The organism is Komagataeibacter ossonobensis (assembly GCF_057359305.1).
In genome coordinates this window covers 155118-179843 of sequence record NZ_JBXAYQ010000001.1, presented here as the reverse complement: position 1 = coordinate 179843, position 24726 = coordinate 155118, and the positions used below count along the sequence as shown (strand labels likewise).

Below are 24726 nucleotides of genomic sequence, written 5' to 3'. Positions count from 1 at the left end.
GGGCGCGTGATAATACGCCCACCGCACATGGCGTTGTTACTTCCGTACTGTCTGGCACATTCATGAACGACCTGCACGGGTTCCACCCGCATTCCTTCACAGTCGCCTCGGCTGAATCCGATACGGTATTCTATTCCCGCAGGCCGGCCGGCCCCATGCTGGACCGGGGGGCGCTTACAGCCATTACCGCGCTGTACCGCACGCTGCTGCCCGAAGATGGCAATATCCTCGACCTCATGGCCGGACCTGACAGTCACCTGCCGCCCGACATGGAATTCGACAGCGTGATCGGCATAGGCGTCAACACGCAGGCGCTGGACAGCAATCCGCGCCTGACCGACCGCGTGGTGGAAGACATAAACGAAACGCCTGACCTGCCACTGGCGGATGAAAGCATGGATGCGGCCCTTTTGTGCGATGTCGTGCCCTATCTGCGCCAGCCAGCGCAGGTTTTTCGCGACATTGCCCGCGTGCTGCAACCCGGCGGCCTGATCGTCATTACATTTGGCGACCGATTCATCCCGCAGAAGGCCACCGCCCTGTGGCAGGCGCTGGATGAGGGGGATCGCCGCCGCATGCTGTCAGTCCTGCTGCAGCGCGCCGGTTTTGGCCCGGTGGACAATGGCAACGTCACCCCCGCGCCGGAAGACCTGTTCTGGCATGACGCCGTTCATGCCATGACGGCCCGCCGTCCTGACATTTTGTAACATTAGATCAATAATATGGCCCTGCGCCGTTATATCATCATCCTGATACACAGCATCAGGCCTGCAGGCCGGGGCAATATTAAAAGAAATTATCATTTACCCCTTTATATGGAAATGTTTTGACATATATTCTGTGAAACCTGATTTGGGGCCCCTTGGCAATACATGCGGATTCCGTCCTTTTCCATAGCCCGGCATGTGCGTCTGTCGCGCATGCTGCTGGTGTGTTCCGTTCTGGCCCCCCTGCCCGTCTGGGCTGATGAAGATCCAGAATCGCTGGATATCATGGAACGCCAGATGGAGCAGCTGCAACAGCAGCAGATGGCACTCCAGAAAAGCCTGCAGGCCATGCGCCAGCAGATCATCCAGCACCGCGCCCAGATGGGTGGCACCGCAGCCCATGGCGGCCACCCGCTGGAGGTCACGGGATCGGGCGGGCATGTACGCGGCGGCTGGACGCCGACGGAAGGCCACACCGCCACACCATCCCAGACGGCGGGGATCGACCCCATGGCGCGCCCGCGTATCGGCGGTCATTCCGACCCGGTATCCGAACTGGGCGACCAGCCGACCTATGAATCGGTTGTGGCGCATCGTGAGGAAGATCTGATTTCCCACATGGCCAACAACAATGTCGGCCCGCACAACCGCGAAACGGTGGGTGCGCAGTCGGCGGGCGCACTGGGCAGCAAGGTGTTCCACCTTGGCCCCGTATCGATCATCCTTGGCGGTTTCTTCGATGCGGCGGCACTGGTGGAAAACCGGCAGGTTTCGTCTGGCATCTTCAATTACTGGAACGCCATTCCCTTCCGCAACAGTTCGAATTTCCACACCACCAACTTCAATGGTGATGCCCGGTATTCCCGCTTCTCGCTCATGGCGCGGGGACAGCTTAACCCGCACCTGACGGTGGCGGGGTTTGTGGAAACGGATTTTGGCGCCAGTGCCGAAACCACCAACCCGTATGAAAGCAATTCCTACGTGCCCCGGCTGCGGCAGGCTTACCTGACGCTGGATGATTCGCGCGCCAACATGCATTTCCTGATCGGTCAGGCCTGGACCATGCTGACGCCTGACCGCGTGGGTATCGTGCCCCGACAGGAAAGCCTTCCCGAAACGATCGAATCCTCCATCCTCGCGGGGCAGACATGGTCGCGGCAGTGGCAGCTGCGTGTGGTCAAGGATTTCATGAACCACCGTGTATGGACGGGTTTCTCGATCGAAAATCCTGCGACAATCTATGACACCACCGGCTTTGGCGATGACCTGAACAACGGCGAATACCGCCTGCCTGGCAACAGCAGCAACTATGCCAAGATCGGTTCCAACGGCGTGGGTCTGAGCGGCAACACCACCAACTATTCCAACGAAATCGCCCCCGACATCATCGGCAAGGTGGCGTGGGATCCGACATGGGGCCATTACGAAATCGAGGGACTGCTGCATTTCCCCCACGACCGTTCCGTCATCAATGGCGTAGGCGAAAACCATACCGCCATTGCATGGGGTGCGGGCGGGTCGATGATCCTGCCGGTCATTCCGCACCGGCTGGAAGTGCGGCTGGCGGGACTGGCGGGCCGGGGCATCGGCCGCTACGGCTCGGTCCTGCTGCCTGACGCCACGCTGCGGGCCAATGGCGCGCCGGCCCTGCTGTCCAGCGCGCAGACCACCGCGGGCGTGATCGCGCACCCGAACAAGGTGCTGGACGTCTATGGCTATTTCGGCATGCAGCGTTCGGGGCGCAGCTATTTTGATTCGGATGGCACGGCCTATGGCTATGGCAATCCCAATGCCGACAATACCGGCTGCATGACCGAAGGCTCCGACATCAATTCCGGGCTGGGTGGCTGCACCGCCAATATCCGTTCGGTGGAGGAATTCACCATCGGCGCGTGGTACCGCTTCATCCACGGCCAGTACGGCACGGTGCAGGCGGGCACGCAGTTGGCCTATTCGCGGGTGCATACATGGGGTGGCATGGGGGGGGCGCCGACAACCAGCCTGAGCGAAATCTTCTTTGACTTCCGTTACCTGCCATTCCAGTAACCCTTCCTTTCTGGTGCGGGATATTGCGTCAGGCATGGAAAAGGAGGATGGTGGCCCGCAATCAGGGATGATGGAAAGGCCAGCACTCATGTCAATCAGGTTACGGCACTTGGTTCTGCTGGGCGTATTATGTGCCCCTGTCATGCCAGGTGTGGCAATGGCCGACGGGGGACATGCCGACGCTGGCAACGAAGACCCCGGTGAGGCCTCGCAGCGTCATTTTTCCATGCACCAGCTTTCCAAGAAGCCGCCGCTGCCGCGGCTGCACATGGATTACAGCCAGTACCGCTATATCCCGCCGGGTGACAGGATCAAGGAACAGCCGGACCTGAACCGCCTGCTGTTCTGGACCCCGTCGGGGGAGCCGGACGGCTATGCGGAAAGACGTGGTACCGCCGTCCTGTATTATGACCGTACTGGCAAGGCCGTGCGTGTCGATACGAACCCGTATGGCCGCTAAAAAACCTGTTAAAAAATAAAAGTTTTCGGGTGCCGCCTTTTTTCAAAAAGGCGGCGTTTTCCGAAGCTTTTAAAAAAAGCTTCACCAAAAACTTTCTTCAGTTCTTTTCCTGATCCTGTGGCGCGTAAAGCTGGTCCAGCATGGGCGGCGCCAGCAGGGATGCAGCCGGTCCATCCGCCATGACCCGGCCATGGCGCAGCAGGATGGCCCGGTCAAATATGCCAGCAGCCTGAACCGGGTCATGCGTGGTGGCGACAATGGCGCGGCCCTGTGCCGACAGGCTGCGCAGCAGGGCGTACAGCCGCTGTTTCTGTCCGTAATCAAGACCGGTTTCCGGTTCATCCAGAATCAGGATCTGTCCCCCCTGCGCCAGCGCGCGGGCCAGCAGCACGGCCTGCCGTTCCCCACCGGACAGTTCAGTATAGGGCCGCGCTGCAAGATGGGTGATCGACAGTTGCGCCAGCGCATGCGCCACCGCCGCCCGGTCACGTTCATGCAGCGTGGGGGCAAACGGCGTTTCCGCCAGCCGTCCCATGCCAACGATATCACGCACACTATAGGGAAACAGCGGCACATGCCCCTGTGGCAGATAGGCGATGCGGCGCGCGACGTCCCGCCGGGACCAGTCCGTCATGGGTCGGCCATCCAGCCAGACCTGCCCTGAATCCGGGCGCACCAGCCCCAGCAGCAGGCGCAGCAGTGTGGTTTTGCCCGCGCCATTCGGCCCCAGCAGGGCGGTCATCTCACCCGTGCGGATATCCAGCGAGACATCATGCAGGACCGTGCGATGCCCCCGGTGAAAACCCGCATGGTCCACCCGCAGGATGGCGCTGTCCCCGTTCATGCCCGCCACCCCCGCCGCAACAGCGGCAGCACCGCGACAAACACCACCACCCCCAGCAGGTCGGCAATCAGGCCCACGGGAATTTCCTCCGCCGACAGGGTGCGCGCCAGATCATCACACACCAGCAGGAACATCGCGCCGACGCAGGCGCTGACCGGCAGCACGCGCATGTTGCATGGCCCGACCAGCAGGCGCGCGACATGGGGCACCACCAGCCCGACCCAGCCAATCATGCCCGCGACCGCGACCGTCATGGCCGCCAGCACCGTGGCCCCGCCAATCACCCCGTATCGCAGCGCCATGACCGGTATGCCCAGCGTGCGCGCTTCCTCATCCCCCATGGCCAGCCCGTCCAGCATCCGCCCACAGGCCGACAGCAGCACGATTCCCACCACAACCGGCCCCACCAGTACGCCCAGCGCCTGCGGTGTCACCTGCGTCAGGCTGCCCAGCAGCCAGAATACGATATCGGGCAACTGGTTCTGCGGGTCCGCCACGTATTTGAGCAGCGACAGCAGCGCGGTAAACAGCGCCGAACTGATCAGACCGCCGAATATCAGCATCAGCATGGATGTCGCATCAAACATCTGCGCCACCCCCACCCCGAACGCCACCGCCGCCACACCGCCAAGGAAGGACAGGGCCGCCACACCGGCATGCCCGACACCCCAGACAATACCCAGCGCCGCCCCCATACCGGCCCCCGCCAGCACGCCAAGCAGGCCGGGGGAAACCAGCGGATTACGAAACACCGCCTGATACGCAGCCCCCGCCACCGACAGCGCCGCCCCAACACATATCGCCCCCGCGATCCGGGGCAGGCGCGCGCCAAACAGGACGGTATGCACCATATCGCCGTGCACCGGGGCATACCCCGCCGTCAGCAGGGCATGCAGGACCTGCACCGGCTGCAACGGGAACCGCCCGATACACGCCGACAGCAGCGCCAGCACCAGCAGACCCACCACACACAGGCATCCGACCACGCGCGCGGGCAGGTTCACGGCGTTCTGTCCGCCGTGGGTTCGGGCGGCTGCCCCGCAAGGATGCGGGCCGCGTCCTGCGCGCTCAGGGCATAATGGAAATAGATATCGTAGAATTCACGTGTCAGGGTCAGCGGGTCCACATCGGCAAACCGGTCGGGGTGCAGGATCTTCGCAGCCCAGCTGATCTGCAGCGGCAGTTCGCTGCCATAGCGGTCCCACGGAAAAACGCCCGACGGGTTGTTATGCACCCTGCCCTCCCGCACCGCGCGCAGGCGCTGCCACACACCGCCATTGACCGCCGGGTCCAGCGTGCCGCAATCAGGGCCAAGGATGATGACATCCGGGTCCCATGCTGCAACCTGCTCGACCGAAACCGGCTTCATGTTGCCGCTTACGCCCCGTGCGGCGTTGCGGCCACCGGCAAGGGTGATCCATTCATCGACAATGCTGTCCATCCCATCCACCTTCAGCGGGTGCAGCGACTGGATATGCAGCACGCGTAGGCGCTGGGCATCGGGCAGACCGGACAGCCGGTCCCGCACGTCATTGACGGTCTGCAGCATCATGGTGCGGTAACGGGTAGCGGTCATATGCGCCTGTTCCGTACCCAGGGCTGTCGCCGTCATGTCCATGACCCGCAGCAGTCCATCCACATCATGGAAGGCGGAGACAAGGGTTGGCACCCCGACCCCACGGAACGCCGCGATGGCCGCCGAGGCATCGGGCATGAAGACAAGGTCCACCCGGTCCTGCAGCAGGGTTTCGGCATTGACCTGCGGGCCGTTGACCACCTGTGCCTGATGCAGTGCCGGGAAAACCTTGTACATCCATGGCCGTGCCTGCGGGCGGTCGACGGTCATGACAATCTGCCGTGCACCGCCCAGCATCAGCACCAGTTCGTTATGGGCAAACCACAGGTCGGCAATCCGCGCGGGGTGATCGGGCACGGACTGGGCAACGCCCGCCATGTCCGTCACCTCACGCGCCATGGCAGGCGGCAGGATGGGGGCACCTGCCGCAATCATGCACGCCAGTATCCCGATGCTCAGCCTGTGTCTGCCAATCTTCACCGTAGCTGTCCCCTTCCGCGGTCCGACGTATTATATCGAAACAGATATATACATGAACCACCGGGACGCAATCAGCCCCGAAGGAAGGTTTTCTGACGGATTACCCTGAAAGACGACTGAAAATAATGGAAGTTTTTTGGGAAGCTTTTTTCAAAAAGCTTCAAGGAATGCCACCTTTGGGGAAAAAGCCGGCACCCAAGAACTTCTTTTATTTCCGGTCAACCAATTGTTCTGAAATCCCCCTAACTGGCATAGGTGCTGATATCGGGGCATGAGCAGACAAGGTTGCGGTCGCCATACGCATTGTCCAGCCGGTTGACCGGGGACCAGTATTTGCTGGCCGCCACCACGGCACCCGGCAGGCAGGCCTGCGCGCGGTCATAGACATGGGCCCATTCCGGGTCGGTCACGTCGCGCACGGTATGCGGGGCGTGGCGCAGGGGGCTGTCGTCGATGGTCAGTCCGCCATTTTCAACCGCCGTGATTTCGGCGCGGATGGCGATCATCGCATCACAGAAACGGTCCAGTTCGGCCCGGCTTTCGGATTCGGTAGGTTCGATCATGAACGTGCCCGCAACCGGAAAACTGACGGTCGGCGCATGGAATCCATGGTCGATCAGACGTTTGGCGATGTCATCCACCGTAACGCCGACCTTGTCCTTCAGCGGGCGCAGGTCGATGATGCATTCATGCGCGACCCGCCCGTTCGCACCACGGTACAGCACAGGGTAATGCGCTGAAAGCCGGGTGGCGATGTAGTTGGAGTTCAGGATCGCGATCTCGGTCGCGCGTTTCAGTCCCGCATCGCCCATCATGACCATGTACATCCACGAAATGGGCAGCACATCGGCGGAACCGAAGGGGGCGGCGGAAATGGCAATGCCCTGCCCCGTCTGCGGCACACCAGGCAGGTAGGGGGCAAGATGCGCGCCCACCCCGATCGGCCCCATGCCGGGACCACCGCCGCCATGCGGAATGCAGAAGGTCTTGTGCAGGTTGAAATGGCTGACATCGCCGCCATACACGCCGGGCTGCGCAAGACCCACCTGCGCGTTCAGGTTCGCGCCATCGACATAGACCTGCCCGCCTGCCGCGTGCACCAGTGCACAGATCTCGCGCACATTGTCCTCAAACACGCCATGGGTGGAGGGATAGGTAATCATGATCGCGGCAAGCTGGTCGGCATGTTTCACGATCCTGGCCTTCAGGTCGTCCATATCGACATTGCCCTGCGGATCGCACGCCACCACCACAATGCGCATGCCCGCCATCTGGGCCGATGCCGGATTGGTGCCATGCGCCGATGCCGGGATCAGGCATACGTCACGCCCCACATCGCCACGCGCGCGGTGATACCCACGGATGGCCATAAGCCCGGCGAATTCCCCCTGCGCGCCGGAATTGGGCTGGAGCGATACGGCGGCATAACCGCTGATCTGGCACAGCATCCGTTCAAGGTCGGCAAACAGCCGGGCATAGCCGCGCATCTGGTCCGCCGGGGCGAAAGGATGAATGTTGCAGAATTCAGGCCATGTGATCGGCAGCATTTCCGCCGTGGCGTTCAGCTTCATGGTGCATGACCCCAGCGGAATCATGGACCGGTCCAGCGCCAGATCGCGATCGGCAAGGCGGCGCAGGTAGCGCAGCATGTCGGTTTCCGACCGGCAGGCGGAGAAAATGGGCTGGGTCAGCATTTTACCCGTGCGGGCAAGGCCCATGGGAATGGTGCTGCCGATATCGGCAAGGCTGGCCTCGACCTGCGCCACTTTTGCGCTGTCGCCACTGACACTTGCCCAGACCGCGCGCACCATGTCCGGCGTGGTCGTCTCATCCAGGCTGATCCCCACATGTGTCGCGTCAACCCGGCGCAGGTTCATGCCGGCACCCAGCGCGCGCGCCATCACACCGTGCGTATCCGTGCCGGTTTCAATCGTGACCGTGTCAAAGAACGCCGTTGTCACCACCTTCGCCCCTAGCGCGCGCAGGCCGGCGGCCATGATGGTGGCCAGCCTGTGGATGCGGGTGGCGATGGCCTTCAGCCTCTCCGGCCCATGATACAGCGCGTACATGGACGACACGATGGCGGGCAGCGCCTGCGCGGTGCAGATGTTCGATGTCGCCTTTTCACGGCGGATATGCTGTTCGCGCGTCTGCAGCGCCAGCCGGTAGGCCGGATTGCCACGCGAATCGATGGATACGCCCACGATCCGCCCCGGAATGTTGCGGCGGAATGCATCGCGCGTCGCCATATAGGCCGCATGCGGCCCCCCCGCCCCCATGGGCATGCCGTAACGCTGCATGGACCCGATAGCGATGTCCGCCCCCAGCGCACCGGGGCTGTCCAGCAGCATCAGCGCCATGGGGTCTGCTGCCACACTCGCAATCGCGCCCGTCGCGTGCAGGCTTTCGATCCACGCGCGCGGGTCACGGATTTCACCCGATGACCCCGGATACTGGAACAACGCGCCAAAAACCGCCTGCGGGTCCAGATCGGTGGCGGGATCACCCACCACCACCTGCCAGCCCATCGGTTCGGCACGGGTGCGCACGACCGCGATGGTCTGCGGATGGCAGTCGGCATCGATAAAGAACGCATTTGCCTTGGTTTTGGCAACGCGCCGGGCCATGGCCATGGCTTCGGCTGCCGCCGTCCCCTCATCCAGCAGCGAGGCATTGGCCACGTCCAGCCCGGTCAGTTCGATCACCAGTGTCTGGAAGTTCAGCAATGCTTCCAGCCGTCCCTGGCTGATTTCGGGCTGGTACGGGGTATAGGCCGTGTACCAGGCCGGGTTTTCCAGCACGTTGCGCTGGATCACAGCAGGCAGGATCGTGTCGTAATACCCCTGCCCGATCAGCGATGTCAGAACCCGGTTTTCCGCCGCGATCGCGCGCAGGCGGGCCAGTGCGACATGTTCGGGCACACCCGCGCCAAGACCCATGGCGCCCGACAGGCGGATATTGCCCGGCACGGTCTGCGCCATGAGCGTATCGAGGCTGTCCGCCCCCACCACACGCAGCATGTCGGCCACATCGCTGGCGTCCGGCCCGACATGCCGGGTGCAGAACGCACCGGCATCATCGCCCAGACCATGCCACAGGGAAGAAGAACCACACGGGGAAGACGTCACGGCCAGCATACTCCGTAAAGATAGGGGGAACGGTCGGGAAGATCAGCCAACCAGCGCGGTATAGGTGGCCCTGTCCATCAGGCCTTCAAGCTGGGATGCATCCGCAATGGTCATGCGCACGATCCAGCCCTCGCCTTCGGGGTCGCGGTTGACCAGGGCCGCGTCATCGGTCAGCGCATCGTTGAACGCCAGCACGTCACCCGTCACAGGTGCGTAAATGTCCGATGCTGCCTTGACCGATTCCACCACGGCCACGCTGTCGCCCTGTTCCACCGTCGTGCCGGGGTCGCGGGCTTCGGCAAAGACCAGTTCGCCCAGTTCGTTCGCCGCATGGGCGGTAATGCCGACAACCGCAACGTCACCCTCAACGCGCAGCCATTCATGTTCCTTGGTGTAATAAACGGTCATGTCCATGCTCCATTGATCTGAAATATGTTTGAAAAACAGGGGGGAAACCTAGCGTTTGAACGTCGCCGCCACGAAAGGCTGCGCGGTTACCACCACCGGCAGCAACCGGCCCCGCACGCTGGCGAACAGTGCCGTGCCGATGGCCGCGTGGTCAGCCGCCACGTAGCCCATGGCGACGGGGCCACCCACGCTGGGACCAAACGCGCCCGACGTCACGCGGCCCGCGGGCTGCGTGCCCGCTTCATCGGCAAACAGTTCGGCCCCGCCACGCACCGGTGCCCGCCCCTGTGCGCGCAGGCCCACGCGGCGGCGCGTCGTGCCATCGACTAGCTGGTCGGCCACGATTGCAGCCCCCGGATAGCCACCGGCCCGCGCACCGCCGGGCCTGCGGCTTTTCTGGATGGACCATTCAAGGGCGGCCTCAACCGGGGTCGTGGTCAGGTCAATGTCGGAACCATACAGGCACAGCCCCGCTTCCAGCCGCAGGCTGTCCCGTGCGCCAAGGCCCACGGGTGCCACATCGGGATGGGCCAGCAGGGCGCGGGCCACGGTAAGGGCGCCGTCATTCGCCATGCCGATTTCAAATCCGTCCTCACCCGTATAGCCGGAACGCGAGACGATGCAGGGCACGCCCGCCAGCGCCATTTCCACCACATCCATGAAGCGCATCCCGGCGGCTTTTGGGTTGAGGGCCACAAGGGCAGCCTCGGCCGCCGGTCCCTGCACTGCGATCAAGGCGCGATCGGCCAGCATGTCCACATCACAGGTCGCCCCCAGCGCGGCACGCACATGCGCGAAATCGGCATCCTTGCACGCGGCATTGACCACCAGCAGCAGCCAGTCCCCCATGTTGGTGACCATCAGGTCGTCGCTTATGCCGCCATCGGCCGTGGTGAACACGGCATAACGCTGGCGACCGGGTTTCAGGCCGACGATATCGGCTGGCACCAGTGCCTCCAGCGCATGGGCGGCGTCCACGACCTGACCGGATTTCGGGCGGATGCGCACCTGCCCCATGTGCGAGACATCAAACAGCCCCGCCTTTGCCCGGGTATGCAGGTGTTCGGCCATGACCCCGGCAGGATACTGCACCGGCATGTCGTAGCCCGCGAACGGTACCATGCGGGCACCAAGTTCAAGATGAAGGTCATAAAGCGGGGTATGCAGCAGCGACTGGGTCATGCGGGCTGGGCCTTGTGCAGGTCCGCATGCGCGCAGGCCGTCCCGCATGCACGGCATGCGGGTGACATGGCACGATACGCGCCAGCGGAACGGGAAACAGGAAGCAGGGAGAAGGGGAAAACACGGGCGGACAACGGCGTGGACATGCGGCACTCCTGTCGAATCCGGATGGATTCAAAAGTGCCCCTTCTGTCGCATGTGCCTGAGATCGCTATCCCGTCGGCGGGTGCCCGGATCGGGGCACCTCTTTCCAGAATTCTCGGCCGACCGGTCCTTTGGCCTGAGAGTTTCCGGGGCGGTTGCTCCTTCGGCGCTGGCGCGGGGCCAGTCTCTCCCGTGTCGACAAAGCTGACTTGACATGACCGGATGCGCCAAGTCAATCCATGAAAACCATCCCGTCTTCCGGACACCGTGACACCACGGCATTCAGGCACTACGTTCTGGTGTCGTAATATAAAAAAGGATACATCGCCATGACCACAAGCCCGTTGACCATCGTGGCCGAATTCCGCGTTCCTGCCGAAAACCGTGACCATTTCCTCGAACTGTGCGCCTATGACAGCGCGCATTCCGTGGCCGATGAAAACGGCTGCCAGCGCTTTGAGGCCGTAAGCCCGATGGATGACCCGCAGACCGTCATCCTGGTGGAAGTCTATGATGACGAAGATGCGTTCGAGACCCATCTCGCCACCCCCCATTTCAAGGTCTTTGAAGTGGGCGTGAAGGAACTGGGCGTGGAACTGGTCAGCCTGCGCAAGACCGCGCGCATTGCGCCCAGGTCCTGACGGCCTGCTGACGTCGCAATAAAAAAAGGCCGGGGGGACTTCCCTCCGGCCTTTTTTTCATTTCATCCGTACCACAGGGTCAGCGCGGCAGGTTCCGCGCGATATAGGGCGGCAGGGTGAAGGATGCGACGTGCATTTCCGGCGTCCAGTACCGGGTGTCCGCAATACCTGCCTTCTGCGCGCGCGCTCGGATCACATCGACCGGCTGTTGGCCCGGCACGCTGCCCTTGGCTGCGACACCGAGCGTCATGAACCCACCGACATAGGTGGGAACCGCCGCGACATAGGCCGACACATGATCGAAGAACTGTGCCCGCCGCGCGCTGGTGTCACGCAGTTCATCCGCCTGCATGAACGGCACGCCGCACTGGTTCACGATAATGCCGTTGGCTGTCAGGATGCGGGCGCAGTGTTTGTAGAACGAATCGGTAAACAGCACTTCGCCCACACCGATCGGGTCAGTGCTGTCCACGATGATGACATCAAACGACCCATCCGCCGCATTGGTCACGTATTCGATTCCGTCACCCACGATCACCTCGGCACGCGGGTCGTTCCATGCATTCCCGGCGATGGAGGGCAGGAATTCCTTGGACAATGCGATCACGTCACCATCGATCTCGACCATCACGGCCTTTTCCACGGTGCCGTGTTCCAGCACGCGGCGCAGCACGCCGCCATCGCCCGCGCCGATGATCAGCACGCGCTTCGCATCGCCATGTTCCAGCAGGGGCACGTGGGTCAGCATTTCCTGATAGACGAATTCGTCACGTTCCGTGATCTGGACCACGCCATCCAGCATCAGCACACGACCGAGATCGACGTTCTCGAACACGGCGATATCCTGAAACGCGCTTTTTTTGCGCGCCAGCATCCGGTCCACACGCAGTTCCTGCCGCCAGCCTTCGTACAGGCCTTCGCTGATCCACTCACGGGACATTGCGATCCCCCTTTCCGTCCTAATCAATGCACATGAAAAAGCACGGGCCGGAAATCAATCCGGCCCGGCACTTCTGTTTTGTCGTGAAAGTCACATCGGAACAGGGGGTAAACCCCGTCCCGACCACAGCCGGTTAAAGCTGCACGCGCCCGCGGCGCTGTTCATCCACTTCGATCCGGCCGGCCTGGAACAGGCGCTGCATGACCGGGATCGCAAGATGCGGATCGCATGCCCCACACATGAAAATATCCACGGCAGCGAAATTCCGCTCGGGCCATGTGTGGATCGAGATATGGCTTTCCGCCAGCACGACCACGCCCGACACGCCACCATTGGGCGTGAAGTGATGGAAATGACTGTGCAAAATCGTAGCCCCGGCCGTCACGGCGGCTTCGCACAGGGTACGGTCGATCTGCTCGGGATCATCAAGATTCCGGGCATCCCAAAGATCGACAAGAAGGTGCGTTCCCGCAAACTTCATTCCGTCTTTCTCGACGAAATAATCCTTCCGGTCGTCCTCGGACGAAAACGGCGCTGAAGAGATCTGGTTATCGCTCGGGTGTTCCGAGACCATCCCCAGTTGAGCAAGTGCGTTCATCACGTACCCCCAAACCAGTAGACAGCCTGTTGGGCAAGATTGCCCCCTTGGGCCAAGAGAGGCGCTGATAGGGCCTGCGGGCCTTGTGGCGCAAGTGTTTTTCGCACCCCCGCCAAAGTTTTTTTTAGCCCAGTCATCAGCGCCCACGAAAATAGACGTCTATTTTACAGATTTACGACCGGTTTTTACCGGTTTCCCCTTCTTTTTGACGGGATCGGACGCTTTGGCCGCTGTGGCTTTTTTGCCGCGTGCCCCTCTCTTGCCCACCGGCTTCCCGTCCGGTTCGGGAACCGGCACCAGCGGCCTGTGTTCCAGCAGCGGACGCAGGAATCGCCCCGTATGGCTGTCGGGGCTGGCCGCAACCTGTTCGGGCGTGCCGCAGGCCACGATCCGTCCGCCGCCATCCCCCCCTTCCGGCCCCATGTCGATCACCCAGTCCGCGGTCTTGATGACCTCCAGATTGTGTTCGATCACCACGACCGTGTTGCCCTGGTCCACCAGCGCGTGCAGCACCTCCAGCAGCTTGCGCACGTCTTCGGTATGCAGGCCGGTAGTGGGTTCATCGAGGATGTACAGCGTCCGGCCCGTGGCCCGGCGTGCCAGTTCCTTGGACAGCTTGACGCGCTGTGCCTCGCCCCCTGACAGCGTGGTCGCCTGCTGGCCCAGGGCGACGTAGCCCAGGCCCACCTTCTGCAATATGGCCAGCCGGTCACGGATACGCGGCACGGCGGAGAAATAGGGCAGCGCCTCATCCACCGACATGGCCAGCACATCGGCAATCGACTTGCCCCGGAACTTTACGTCCAGCGTTTCGCGGTTGTAGCGCGCCCCCTTGCAGGTATCGCAGGTGACAAACACGTCGGGCAGGAAGTGCATCTCGATCTTCAGCACCCCATCGCCCTGACAGGCCTCACACCGCCCGCCCTTGACGTTGAAGGAGAAGCGCCCGGGCTTGTATCCCCGCGCCTTGCTTTCCGGCAGTTCGGCAAACCAGTCACGGATGGGACCGAACAGGTCGGTATAGGTCGCCGGGTTGGAACGTGGCGTGCGACCGATGGGCGACTGGTCGATGTCGATGATCTTGTCCAGCTGGTCCAGCCCGTCGATGGCCGTATAGGGCGCCGGATTCTGCCCCGATCCCATCAACCTGCGCGACAGCGCCTTGTACAGCGTGTCGATCACCAGCGTGGACTTGCCACCGCCCGAAACCCCGGTCACACAGGTAAAGGTGCCCAGCGGGAACTTCGCCGTCACATCCTTCAGGTTGTTACCCGTGGCCCCGTGCAGCACCAGTTCGCGCTTCGGGTCGATTTTCCGGCGTTTTGCGGGCACGGGAATGCATTTGCGGCCTGACAGGTACGCTCCGGTCAGACTGTTGGGGTTTTCGGCCACTTCCTGCGGCGTGCCGGCGGCCACGACCGTGCCGCCATTCACGCCCGCGCCCGGCCCCATGTCGATCAGCCAGTCGGCGGCGCGGATCGCGTCCTCGTCATGCTCGACCACGATCAGGGTGTTACCCAGTTTCTTGAGCCGGTCGAGCGTGCCCAGCAGGCGTTCATTGTCACGCTGGTGCAGCCCGATGGAGGGTTCATCAAGCACATACAGCACGCCCGTCAGCCCTGACCCGATCTGGCTGGCCAGCCGGATGCGCTGGCTTTCGCCCCCCGACAGGGTGGCCGATCCACGTGACAGGGTCAGGTAATCCAGCCCCACATCATCAAGGAAACGCAGGCGGTCGAGAATTTCACGCAATATGCGGTGCGCGATCTCGGCCCGCTGCGGCGTCAGCGTCGCTTCCACCGTGCCGAACCAGTCCAGCGCCTTGCGGATGGGCATATCGGATGCCTGCGCGATGTTCAGCCCAGCGACCCTGACCGACAGGGCTTCGGGCCGCAGGCGTGCGCCATCGCAGACATGGCATGGCTTTTCGGACTGGTAGCGCGACAGTTCCTCACGCACCCATACGCTGTCGGTTTCCGCCATGCGGCGGCGCAGGTTCCTGACCACGCCCTCGAACGGTTTGGTCAGGCTGTAGGCGCGGCGGTCATCGCGATACGTGAACTCGATCGGGTCTTTCCCGCCTTCAAGGATCACGTCGCGCACGCCTTCGGGCAGGTCTTCCCATGGCGTATCCATCGACACGCCATAATGCTTTGCGATGGAGGCCAGCGTCTGGGTGTAATACGGGCTTTGGCTGTTGCGCCACGGCGCGATCGCCCCTGCACCCAGCGAAAGCGATTCGTCGGGCACGATCAGGCGCGGATCGAAAAAGGTTTCCTGCCCGATGCCATCACAGGCCGGGCACGCACCCTGCGGCGCGTTGAAGGAAAACAGTCGGGGTTCGACCTCTTCCAATGTAAAGCCGCTGACCGGGCAGGCGAAACGTGATGAGAACACCGTACGCGGGGCTTCCGCGCCCTCCGGTGTGTTCTTCACCACCTCTTCCGCATAGACCAGACCGTCGGACAGGCCGAGTGCTGTCTCAAAACTGTCGGCAAGGCGGCTTTCGATGCCTTCCTTGACCACGATGCGGTCCACCACGGCTTCAACCGTGTGGCGCAGGCGGCGGTTGAGTTCGGGCACCTCGTCAATGGTGTACAGCGTACCGTCTACCTTCACGCGGGTGAAACCCTTGCGCTGCAGTTCGGCCAGTTCCTTCTTGCATTCGCCCTTGCGGTCGCGCAGCACCGGGGCCAGCAGCATCAACCGCGTGCCTTCTGGCATGGCCATGACGCGATCGACCATCTGGCTGATCGTCTGTGCCTCGATCGGCAGGCCGGTGGCGGGGGAATACGGCACGCCCGCGCGCGCCCACAAAAGGCGCATATAGTCATGCACTTCGGTTACGGTACCGACTGTGGAGCGGGGATTCTTTGACGTCGTCTTCTGTTCGATGGAGATCGCGGGTGACAGCCCCTCGATCGAATCGACGTCCGGCTTGCCCATAAGCTCCAGGAACTGCCGTGCGTAGGCCGAAAGGCTTTCCACGTACCGCCGCTGCCCTTCGGCATAGATGGTGTCGAACGCAAGCGACGACTTGCCCGACCCGGACAGCCCGGTCATGACCGTCAGTGCGTCACGGGGTATGTCGATATCGACATTTTTCAGGTTATGTGCCCGTGCCCCGCGTACACGGATGGATTGCGGGCTGACATGCTGTGCCGCCGGAACCTGTTCCGGACGCGAAGAAACGCTCATGAACTCTCCCTGTTCCGTTCCCGTACGGGAAAGCGGATACCGGCCGCCATTTCGGGCCACACCATATCTGGTCCTGACGGTCCATTACGACAAGGGTCATGATGGGCAGGCCACGACAACGCTGTCCATCCGCCCGTCCCGGCGAGTTGTCCGGACGGCAAGAGCGGCATCGTCCTTGCCCTCGCATTCTTGGGGACATTCCGGTAAGATCACCGCATCTATTCGCCACGGTCGCCATCCGGCGGCCCGTGGTGGCATCCGGCAGGGGGCAGGCCCGCTGCCGGTCCCATACTCGAACTGCAGCAGGACAGCATATGGCGGGCAGCGTCAACAAGGTCATTCTGGTCGGTAACCTGGGCAAGGACCCCGAAGTCCGCAACAGCCAGAGCGGGGCGAAGATCGTCTCGCTGACATTGGCCACAAGCGATACATGGAATGACCGCTCATCGGGTGAGCGGCGCGAGCGGACGGAATGGCACCGTGTCGTCATCTTCAACGAACGCATTGGCGACGTGGCCGAGCGTTTTCTGCGCAAGGGCCGCAAGGTCTATCTTGAAGGTTCGCTCCAGACCCGCAAATGGACCGACCAGAGCGGCCAGGACCGCTACACCACCGAAGTGGTGGTGGACCGCTTCCGTGGCGACCTTGTGCTGCTGGACAGCAACCGTGGTGGTGACGCCGGTGGCGGCGATGACATGAGCGGTGGCTATGGCGGCGGCGGTGGTGGTGGTGGTGGTGGCGGCTACAGCGCGCCCGCGCGCCAGCAGCCCCAGCGTAACGAACGTCCCGCCACGGGCGGCGGTGGCGGTGGTGGCTGGGACGCGCCTGCCGGCGGCAGCGACCTGGACGACGAAATCCCGTTCTAGGCCCGCCTTCCCCCCCTCGCGTGGCGCTTCGCGCCGGGGGACAAGACATGCTATACATATGCAGGGACATGATGGCCGCGCCCCGGCCATAGCCTTGCCTTCCGTTCCACCCGCGTGCCTGCACGGCCACGGGGGTGGATAACCCTGACATGACGGAACTGCCTTGACCGAGATACCCGACGATCCCCTGCCCCCGTCCGACATGCTGCCGGTCACGATCGAGGAGGAAATGCGCTCCTCCTACCTCGCTTACGCGATGTCCGTCATTGTCAGCCGCGCCCTGCCGGACGTGCGCGACGGACTGAAGCCGGTGCATCGCCGCATCCTGTATTCCATGCGCGAAAGCGGGTTCACCCACGACAAGCCCTATCGCAAATCGGCCCGCGCGGTCGGTGACGTGATGGGTAAATACCATCCGCATGGCGACTCCTCGATCTATGACGCCATGGTGCGCATGGCACAGTCATGGTCGATGCGGGTGAAGCTGATCGACGGGCAGGGCAATTTCGGGTCTGTCGACGGGGATTCGCCCGCCGCCATGCGTTATACCGAAGCACGCCTGGCCAAGGCCGCGTCCTTCCTGCTGGATGACATCGACCGCGATACCGTCGATTTCCAGCCCAACTATGACGAAAGCGAGCAGGAACCGACAATCCTGCCCGCCGCCTTCCCCAACCTGCTGGTCAATGGCGCGTCCGGCATTGCGGTGGGCATGGCGACCAACATCCCGCCGCACAACCCCACAGAAATCATTGACGCGACCCTTGCACTGATCGCGCGTCCCGACATGACGCTGGATGACCTGCTGGAATACGTGCCGGGACCGGACTTCCCCACCGGGGGCACCATCCTGGGGCGCGCCGGCATCCGCAGCGCGTTCGAAACGGGTCGCGGGTCGGTCATCATCCGTGCGAAGGCCGAGATCGAGGAAATCCGCAAGGACCGCCGCGCGATCATCGTGACCGAGATCCCGTATCAGGTGAACAAGGCCACGCTGCAGGAACGCATTGCCGACCTGGTGCGCGCCAAGCAGGTCGAGGGCATTTCCGACATCCGTGACGAAAGCGACCGTTCGGGCATGCGCATCGTCATCGAGATCAAGCGCGAGGCGACGCCGGAGGTGGTGCTGAACCAGCTCTACCGCTTCACTCAGCTCCAGACCTCGTTCGGCGTAAACATGCTGGCCCTTGATGGCGGGCAGCCGCGCCTGATGGGCCTGAAGGACGTGCTGGAAGCGTTCATCCGCTTCCGCGAGGACGTGATCCTGCGCCGCGCGCGCTTTGACCTGAACAAGGCGCGTGACCGTGGCCACCTGCTGGTGGGCCTTGTCATCGCGGTGGCCAATATCGACGCGGTGATCGCGCTGATCCGCGCGGCCCCCGACACCGCATCCGCCCGTGCGGCGCTGATGGCGCGCGCATGGGATGCGGCTGATGTGGCGCCGCTGCTGGAACTGATCCATGACGAGGGCAATGTCATCATTGATGGCAAGGTCCACCTGACGGAAGCACAGGCCCGCGGCATCCTTGAACTGCGCCTGCAGCGCCTGACCGGGCTGGAACGTGACAAGATCCAGCAGGAACTGTCCGAAGTGGCGGTCAAGATCAACGACTTGCTGGACATCATCGCCAGCCGCCCGCGCCGCATGGAGGTCATGCGCAACGAACTGACCACCATCCGCGCCGAACTGGCCACGCCGCGCGCGACCGACATTGCCGATTATGCCGGTGACCAGACTGATGAAAGCCTGATCGAGCCGGGGCAGATGGTTGTCACCATCACGCGCGAAGGCTTCATCAAGCGCACCCCGCTGGATGTATTCCGCGCGCAGAACCGGGGTGGGCGTGGCCGCACGGCGGCGGGACGGCGGGGCGATGACATCATTGTCCGTTCGTTCAACGCGCATACGCACCAGTGGGTGCTGTTCTTCTCCTCCGGCGGCAAGGCCTATCGGGAAAAGGTCTGGCGCCTGCCTGAAGCCAGCCCGACCGCAAAGGGCCGCGCGCTGGTCAACCTGCTGCCCGACCTTGGCAGCGACACGATCACCGCTGTCCTGCCCCTGCCGCAGGATGAGGAACTGTGGGAAAACCTGCACCTTGTCTTCGCCACCGCATCGGGCAGCGTGCGGCGCAACCGGCTGAGCGATTTCCGCAACATCCGCTCGTCGGGCCTGATCGCCATGAAGCTGGACGAGGACGACCGCCTGATCGGCGTCGCCACCTGCCGCGAAGGGCAGGACGTGTTCCTGGGCACCCGCAATGCACGCTGCATCCGCTTCCAGATCACCGATGATACGCTGCGCGTGTTCGCCGGGCGCGGCAGTTCGGGCGTGCGTGGCATAAGACTGGCCGAGGGCGACAGCGTGAACAGCCTGTGCGTGCTCAACCATGTCGAGGCCACGGTGGAGGAACGCGCCGCCTACCTGCGCATGGCCAATACCCGCCGCCGCGCGGAAGCTGCCCTTGAAGGCGAGGATACGGATGAGGTCACACCCGCCGATGACGGTGAGACCCCGGCCGATGACCTGCCCCTGACGCCCGAACGCTTTGCCGAACTGGAAGCGGCGGAGGAAGTGCTGCTGATCGTCAGCAATGCGGGTTATGGCCGCCGGTCCTCGGCCTATGATTACCGTGTCAGCGGCCGTGGTGGGCAGGGCATCAACAACATGACCTTCTCCGCCAACAAGCGTGGCAATGCCGTGGTGGCGACGCTGCCGGTGCTGGCGGGCACGGATATCATGCTGGTGACCGATGCCGGCCGCCTGATCCGCCTGCCCATCAACCAGGTGCGCATCATGTCGCGTCAGGCCAGTGGCGTAACGCTGTTCCGCCTGAATGACACCGAAGAAGTCACCAGCGTTTTCCCGGTCATGGATGACGGGGAGGAAGGCGAGGACGGCGAAGGGGACGTGAGCGAACCCACCACCGATGACGCCCCCACCCGCGATGCAGGGCAGGATGACTGAGGCTACGACCATCCGGACGGGGTTCTACCCCGGCACGTTCGATCCCGTGACCAGCGGGCACATGGATATCATCGAACGTGCGGCCGGGCTGGTTGACCGGCTGGTGATCGGGGTTGCGGAAAACCGCGACAAGCATCCCCTCCTCCCGCTGGAAGAACGGCTTTTGTGCCTGCGCACCGATATCGAACCGCTGAATGCCGGGCGCACCATTCCCATTACCGTGGTCGGTTTTACCGGGCTGGTGGTGCATGCTGCGCGTACGCATGGGGCGCATGCAATCATTCGCGGGCTGCGGGCGGTTGCGGATTTCGAGTATGAGAACCAGATGTTTGGTATGAACCAGCATATGGCACCGGACATTGACGCGCTGTTCCTGATGGCGCGGGAGGGGCACCAGTACATCTCCTCCCGGCTGGTCAAGGAAATCGCCCGGCTGGATGGGGACATTTCCGGTTTTGTCCCGCCCTTTACCCGCAGGCACATTCTCAGCCGCCTGCGTGGCTGATGGACCGGGGCCATATGTCTGGTCCCGTTCCTCCAACCCTTCATTTTACGAAACGGATCACGATGTCTGCTACAGAAAACAAGTCCGACCTGATCAACATGGATCTCAAGACAGGACGGGTGGTGATCCGCCTGCGTCCCGACATCGCACCGCTGGCGGCCGAACGTATCCGCACGCTGGCGGCGGAAGGATTTTATGACAACACCCCCTTCCACCGCGTGATCCACGGCTTCATGGCGCAGGGCGGCGACCCGACGGGCACCGGCACGTCAGGCAGCAAGCTGCCGGACCTGAAGGCCGAGTTCACCAACAAGGCCAAGTTCGAACGCGGTACGGTCGGCATGGCCCGCACCATGAACCCCGACAGCGCGAACAGCCAGTTCTTCATCATGTTCGAACCCTCCCCACACCTTGATGGCCAGTACACCATCGTGGGCCAGGTGATCGAAGGCATGGACCACATTGACAAGGTCAAGCGTGGCGCGGGCCAGAGCGGCATGGTTCAGGATCCCGACCGCATCATCAAGATGCGCCCGGCTGACGCCGAAGCCTGATTTTTCAGTAGACGACCGGACGACGCGCCCCATTGCGGCGTGGCCGTCCGGCCAGCCCGGGCTGTGACCGGTGGCCTGACGCCCATGGCGCGTCACCGGTACCACAGCCTGTTTTTGCCAGCCTTATGCACTCATGCACAGGTTGACACCCCCGCCGGGGATGTTTAGAGACCTGCCCAAGGTGTGACGCCACGGTTTCTGACCATGGACAGCGCCTTCATACAGGTGATGTGAGCCGGTAGCTCAGTCGGTAGAGCATTCGACTTTTAATCGAATGGTCGTGGGTTCGAGCCCCACCCGGCTCACCATTTCCTGTCTTCCCTTTTCCATTGCCATGCAGACCCTTCCCTTCGGGCCATACGCCATTTCCGGGCGTTCAAACCCGTTGCCGGATACGTTCGCGCACAGCAATGCGAACCTGCCGGGTTCATGGTCCGGTTCACCGAAATACACCTTTTCATATGCCATTTCCCCTCTCGCATCCGGGAAAACCGTCACCTGTATCCGGCCCATCAGGACGGGACAGGTGGGACGAGCATGTGCGGCCACAGGCATATGAATGTTCGATTTAATAATTAAGTTATGTATTTGTGATTATTTTTATAATTTTATGTCTTGATCTGTGCTTATTTTTTCCAATAAATCACCATTCGCCATGCGGTCACAGGATATTCGCACATTCCGGCCGCTTTTAAACCCGCTGTCGTTGCCGGTGCAATGGATGGCGCATCCGCCCGCCCCGCCTGCGGGCAGGTCTATCAATGTCTGTGAGATTCCATGACCCTGCACCCCGTCCTGACCGCCGTGACCGAACGGGTCATTTCCCGTTCGGCCCGTACCCGCCGCGCCTATCTGGACCTGATTGCGCGTGAACGTGAAAACGGCATAAGCCGTCCCCGCCTGGCCTGCGGCAACCTTGCGCACGCCATCGCGGCATCGGGTGATGACAAGACGGGGCTGCGGTCGGCGCGTGGCATGAATATCGGAATCATAACGTCTTACAACGACATGCTGTCCGCCCATCAGCCCTATGGCCGCTATCCCGACCAGATCAAGCTGTTCGCGCGCGAAGTGGGCGGCACGGCGCAGGTGGCGGGGGCAACACCCGCCATGTGTGATGGCGTGACGCAGGGGCAGCCGGGCATGGAAATTTCCCTGTTCAGCCGCGACGTGATCGCCATGTCCACGGCGGTGGGGCTGAGCCACGGCATGTACGAAGGCGTGGCGATGCTGGGCATCTGTGACAAGATCGTGCCCGGCCTGCTGATCGGCGCGCTGCGCTTTGGCCACCTGCCCACCATCCTGATCCCCTCTGGCCCGATGCCATCGGGGCTGCCCAACAGCGAAAAGCAGCGCATCCGCCAGCTTTACGCCGAAGGCAAGGTGGACAAGGAGCGGCTGATGGATGCGGAATCCGATTCCTACCACGCGGCGGGCACCTGTACGTTCTATGGCACGGCCAACACCAACCAGATGCTGATGGAGGTAATGGGGCTGCATCTGCCCGGTTCCTCCTTCGTGCCGCCCAATACGAAGCTGCGGCAGGAACTGACGCGGGCCGCCATCCACCGCCTGAGCGAAATCGGCGCACGCGGCGACGACTATCGTCCGCTGGGCCTGTGCGTGGATGAACGCGCCATTGTCAACGCGGCCGTCGGCCTGCTGGCCACGGGCGGGTCCACCAACCTGGCCATCCACCTGCCCGCCATGGCGCGGGCAGCGGGTATCGTGATCGACTGGGACGATCTGGACCAACTATCCTCCATCGTACCGCAACTGACCCGCGTCTATCCCAACGGGTCGGCAGACGTAAACGCCTTCCACACGGTGGGCGGCATGCCCAGCCTGATCGGTTCCCTGCTGGATGCGGGGCTGCTGCATCCCGACATCATGACCGTGGCCCGTGGCGGCTTTGCCGAATACCGCACGAAGCCGTGCATGAAGGACGATGCACTGGCGTGGGAAGAAGCCGGTCCCTCCACCGATGACACCATCCTGCGCGCACCCGCCAACCCGTTTCGTGCCGATGGCGGCATGAAGGTCATGGACGGCAATCTGGGCCGTGGCATTTACAAGACCAGTTCCGTCGCCCCCGAACGCTGGACGATCGAGGCCCCGGCCGCCGTGTTCGACCATCAGGAGGACGTGCTGACGGCCTTCCGTGATGGAAAGCTGGACCGTGACGTGGTTGTCGTCGTGCGCTTTCAGGGTCCCGCCGCCAATGGCATGCCCGAACTGCACAAGCTGACGCCAACACTGGCCGTACTGCAGGACCGCGGGCACAAGGTGGCGCTGGTGACCGATGGCCGCATGTCGGGCGCAAGCGGCAAGGTGCCCGCCGCCATCCATATCGGCCCCGAAGCCTATGTCGGCGGCCCGCTGTCGCTGCTGCGCGACGGGGACATGGTGCGTGTGTGCGCGCAGACGGGCCAGATTGATGCGCTGGTTTCGGCCACGGAACTGGCGAACCGCACGCCATCACGTCCGCCCGCGCCGCAGTTTGGCACGGGGCGCGAACTGTTCGCACTCATGCGCGCAAATGTGGACATGCCGGAGCAGGGGGCCTCGGCCATCCTTGCCTCCATGGACCACATGGCGGCACAAGAAGACGCCTGAACCCCGGCGCATACGCCGCGAACCGTTGTAAAAAAGGGAAGCCGACATGGCCCGCATTGAAGACATCATGACCCTTGCCCCGGTTATCCCGGTGCTGGTCATTCACGATCCCGCCCATGCCCGCCCGGTGGCCGAGGCCCTGGTGGCCGGTGGCCTGCGCGCGCTGGAAGTCACCCTGCGCACCGAATGCGCACTGGATGTCATTGCCGAGATGGCGAAGGTGGAAGGCGCCGTTGTGGGCGCTGGCACCGTGCTGAATGGCGATGACCTGAAAAGTTCGGTTGACGCGGGTGCCCGCTTTATCGTCAGCCCAGGCCTGACCGCCAATGTCGCCCATGCCGCAAACGCGTGCGAAGTCCCGCTGCTGCCCGGCACGGCCAATGCCAGCGACATCATGCGCGGGCTGGACCTGGGGCTTACGCATTTCAAGTTCTTCCCCGCCGTTGCGGCAGGTGGCATCCCGGCGCTGAAGGCCCTGTCCGCCCCGTTCGGTCAGGCGCGTTTCTGCCCCACCGGCGGCATCAAGGCCGATACGGCAGCAGACTGGCTGGGCCTGCCCTCCGTTCTGTGCGTGGGTGGATCATGGCTGGTACCCCCGGGCACGCCCGATGTCGCGGCAATTACGGCACGCGCGAAACAGGCTGCGGCGCTCAAGGCCTGATATCCCATAATCAGTTGATAAAAATAAAAGTTTTCGGGTACCGCCTTTTTTTAAAAAGGCGGTATTCTTTCCGAAGCTTTTTTGAAAAAAGCGTCACCAAAAACTTCCATTCCATCTACATGCCCGACGGTTGCTGGTGTCGCCTTCCCCTTCCGCCTTTCCTGACAGGGTGCAATAGCGCCATGATGGTCCGATAAAGGAACGGGC

20 protein-coding genes, 1 tRNA gene and 1 riboswitch are annotated in these 24726 nt (G+C 62.9%); of the genes, 11 read left to right on the top strand and 10 right to left on the bottom strand.

What is annotated here, in order from left to right; genetic code table 11:
• The first annotated feature begins 62 nt into the window (after positions 1–62).
• The 3 genes from AC1RQ9_RS00835 to AC1RQ9_RS00825 all read left to right on the top strand — a co-directional run bounded on the left by AC1RQ9_RS00835 (position 63) and on the right by AC1RQ9_RS00825 (position 3213).
• Entirely contained in the window at positions 63–707 is a 645-nt protein-coding gene (locus AC1RQ9_RS00835) for a class I SAM-dependent methyltransferase (protein ID WP_485985221.1), read from the top strand.
• Positions 708–872: 165 nt separating this feature from the next.
• A complete protein-coding gene (locus tag AC1RQ9_RS00830; protein ID WP_485985220.1) occupies positions 873–2753 on the top strand; it encodes a hypothetical protein in 1881 nt (626 codons plus the stop codon).
• Positions 2754–2910: 157 nt separating this feature from the next.
• Positions 2911–3213 (top strand): hypothetical protein, encoded by a 303-nt coding sequence (locus AC1RQ9_RS00825; RefSeq protein WP_193733546.1) that lies wholly within the window; start codon positions 2911–2913, stop codon positions 3211–3213.
• A 97-nt stretch (positions 3214–3310) separates the two neighbouring features.
• Here AC1RQ9_RS00825 and AC1RQ9_RS00820 read toward each other — a convergent pair whose 3' ends face one another.
• The 7 genes from AC1RQ9_RS00820 to AC1RQ9_RS00790 all read right to left on the bottom strand — a co-directional run bounded on the left by AC1RQ9_RS00820 (position 3311) and on the right by AC1RQ9_RS00790 (position 10977).
• On the bottom strand, positions 3311–4057 hold the full coding sequence (locus tag AC1RQ9_RS00820) for an ABC transporter ATP-binding protein (protein WP_485985219.1): 747 nt from the start codon (positions 4055–4057) through the stop codon (positions 3311–3313).
• Positions 4054–5061: a FecCD family ABC transporter permease gene (locus AC1RQ9_RS00815; RefSeq protein ID WP_485985218.1), complete on the bottom strand. Its 1008-nt coding sequence runs from the start codon at positions 5059–5061 to the stop codon at positions 4054–4056. The genes AC1RQ9_RS00820 and AC1RQ9_RS00815 overlap by 4 nt, the downstream gene beginning before the upstream one ends.
• Positions 5058–6068 carry an ABC transporter substrate-binding protein gene (locus AC1RQ9_RS00810; protein WP_485985405.1) on the bottom strand — a complete coding sequence of 337 codons (1011 nt, stop codon included), beginning with the start codon at positions 6066–6068 and terminating at the stop codon, positions 5058–5060. The genes AC1RQ9_RS00815 and AC1RQ9_RS00810 overlap by 4 nt, the downstream gene beginning before the upstream one ends.
• A 287-nt stretch (positions 6069–6355) precedes the next feature.
• The gene (gene gcvP, locus AC1RQ9_RS00805; protein ID WP_485985217.1) at positions 6356–9250 is read right to left on the bottom strand and encodes an aminomethyl-transferring glycine dehydrogenase; all 2895 of its coding nucleotides are present in this window, start codon (positions 9248–9250) and stop codon (positions 6356–6358) included.
• A gap of 33 nt (positions 9251–9283) precedes the next feature.
• On the bottom strand, positions 9284–9649 hold the full coding sequence (gcvH, locus tag AC1RQ9_RS00800; protein WP_193733540.1) for a glycine cleavage system protein GcvH: 366 nt from the start codon (positions 9647–9649) through the stop codon (positions 9284–9286).
• A 48-nt stretch (positions 9650–9697) separates the two neighbouring features.
• The gene (gene gcvT / locus AC1RQ9_RS00795) at positions 9698–10831 is read right to left on the bottom strand and encodes a glycine cleavage system aminomethyltransferase GcvT (RefSeq protein ID WP_485985216.1); all 1134 of its coding nucleotides are present in this window, start codon (positions 10829–10831) and stop codon (positions 9698–9700) included.
• Complete coding sequence (locus AC1RQ9_RS00790) at positions 10828–10977, bottom strand: hypothetical protein (protein ID WP_485985215.1); 150 nt, start codon at positions 10975–10977, stop codon at positions 10828–10830. Before AC1RQ9_RS00790 ends, gcvT begins: the two co-directional genes overlap by 4 nt.
• A 113-nt stretch (positions 10978–11090) precedes the next feature.
• Positions 11091–11178: riboswitch (glycine riboswitch) on the bottom strand.
• Between the two features lie 126 nt (positions 11179–11304).
• On the opposite strand from AC1RQ9_RS00790, the gene AC1RQ9_RS00785 reads away from it, so the two are divergent.
• Positions 11305–11616: an antibiotic biosynthesis monooxygenase family protein gene (locus AC1RQ9_RS00785; RefSeq protein ID WP_193733538.1), complete on the top strand. Its 312-nt coding sequence runs from the start codon at positions 11305–11307 to the stop codon at positions 11614–11616.
• A gap of 79 nt (positions 11617–11695) precedes the next feature.
• Here AC1RQ9_RS00785 and speE read toward each other — a convergent pair whose 3' ends face one another.
• The 3 genes from speE to uvrA form a co-directional block, all read right to left on the bottom strand.
• A complete protein-coding gene (gene speE, locus AC1RQ9_RS00780; RefSeq protein WP_193733537.1) occupies positions 11696–12556 on the bottom strand; it encodes a polyamine aminopropyltransferase in 861 nt (286 codons plus the stop codon).
• 133 nt (positions 12557–12689) lie between these two features.
• On the bottom strand, positions 12690–13154 hold the full coding sequence (gene speD, locus AC1RQ9_RS00775; RefSeq protein ID WP_025437442.1) for an adenosylmethionine decarboxylase: 465 nt from the start codon (positions 13152–13154) through the stop codon (positions 12690–12692).
• 159 nt (positions 13155–13313) lie between these two features.
• Positions 13314–16352: an excinuclease ABC subunit UvrA gene (gene uvrA, locus AC1RQ9_RS00770; RefSeq protein ID WP_485985214.1), complete on the bottom strand. Its 3039-nt coding sequence runs from the start codon at positions 16350–16352 to the stop codon at positions 13314–13316.
• A gap of 314 nt (positions 16353–16666) precedes the next feature.
• Here uvrA and ssb point away from each other — a divergent pair, with 314 nt between their 5' ends.
• From ssb to eda, 7 genes are all read left to right on the top strand, one after another.
• Positions 16667–17218: a single-stranded DNA-binding protein gene (ssb, locus tag AC1RQ9_RS00765; RefSeq protein ID WP_485985213.1), complete on the top strand. Its 552-nt coding sequence runs from the start codon at positions 16667–16669 to the stop codon at positions 17216–17218.
• Positions 17219–17381: 163 nt separating this feature from the next.
• A complete protein-coding gene (gyrA, locus tag AC1RQ9_RS00760; RefSeq protein WP_485985212.1) occupies positions 17382–20183 on the top strand; it encodes a DNA gyrase subunit A in 2802 nt (933 codons plus the stop codon).
• A complete protein-coding gene (gene coaD / locus AC1RQ9_RS00755) occupies positions 20176–20688 on the top strand; it encodes a pantetheine-phosphate adenylyltransferase (RefSeq protein ID WP_485985211.1) in 513 nt (170 codons plus the stop codon). Before gyrA ends, coaD begins: the two co-directional genes overlap by 8 nt.
• Before the next feature lie 62 nt (positions 20689–20750).
• The gene (locus AC1RQ9_RS00750; protein ID WP_141262055.1) at positions 20751–21242 is read left to right on the top strand and encodes a peptidylprolyl isomerase; all 492 of its coding nucleotides are present in this window, start codon (positions 20751–20753) and stop codon (positions 21240–21242) included.
• Positions 21243–21474: 232 nt separating this feature from the next.
• A tRNA-Lys gene (locus tag AC1RQ9_RS00745) sits at positions 21475–21550 on the top strand.
• Positions 21551–22019: 469 nt separating this feature from the next.
• Complete coding sequence (edd, locus tag AC1RQ9_RS00740) at positions 22020–23858, top strand: phosphogluconate dehydratase (RefSeq protein WP_485985210.1); 1839 nt, start codon at positions 22020–22022, stop codon at positions 23856–23858.
• A 46-nt stretch (positions 23859–23904) separates the two neighbouring features.
• On the top strand, positions 23905–24519 hold the full coding sequence (eda, locus tag AC1RQ9_RS00735; RefSeq protein ID WP_485985209.1) for a bifunctional 4-hydroxy-2-oxoglutarate aldolase/2-dehydro-3-deoxy-phosphogluconate aldolase: 615 nt from the start codon (positions 23905–23907) through the stop codon (positions 24517–24519).
• The last annotated feature ends 207 nt before the right edge of the window (positions 24520–24726 follow it).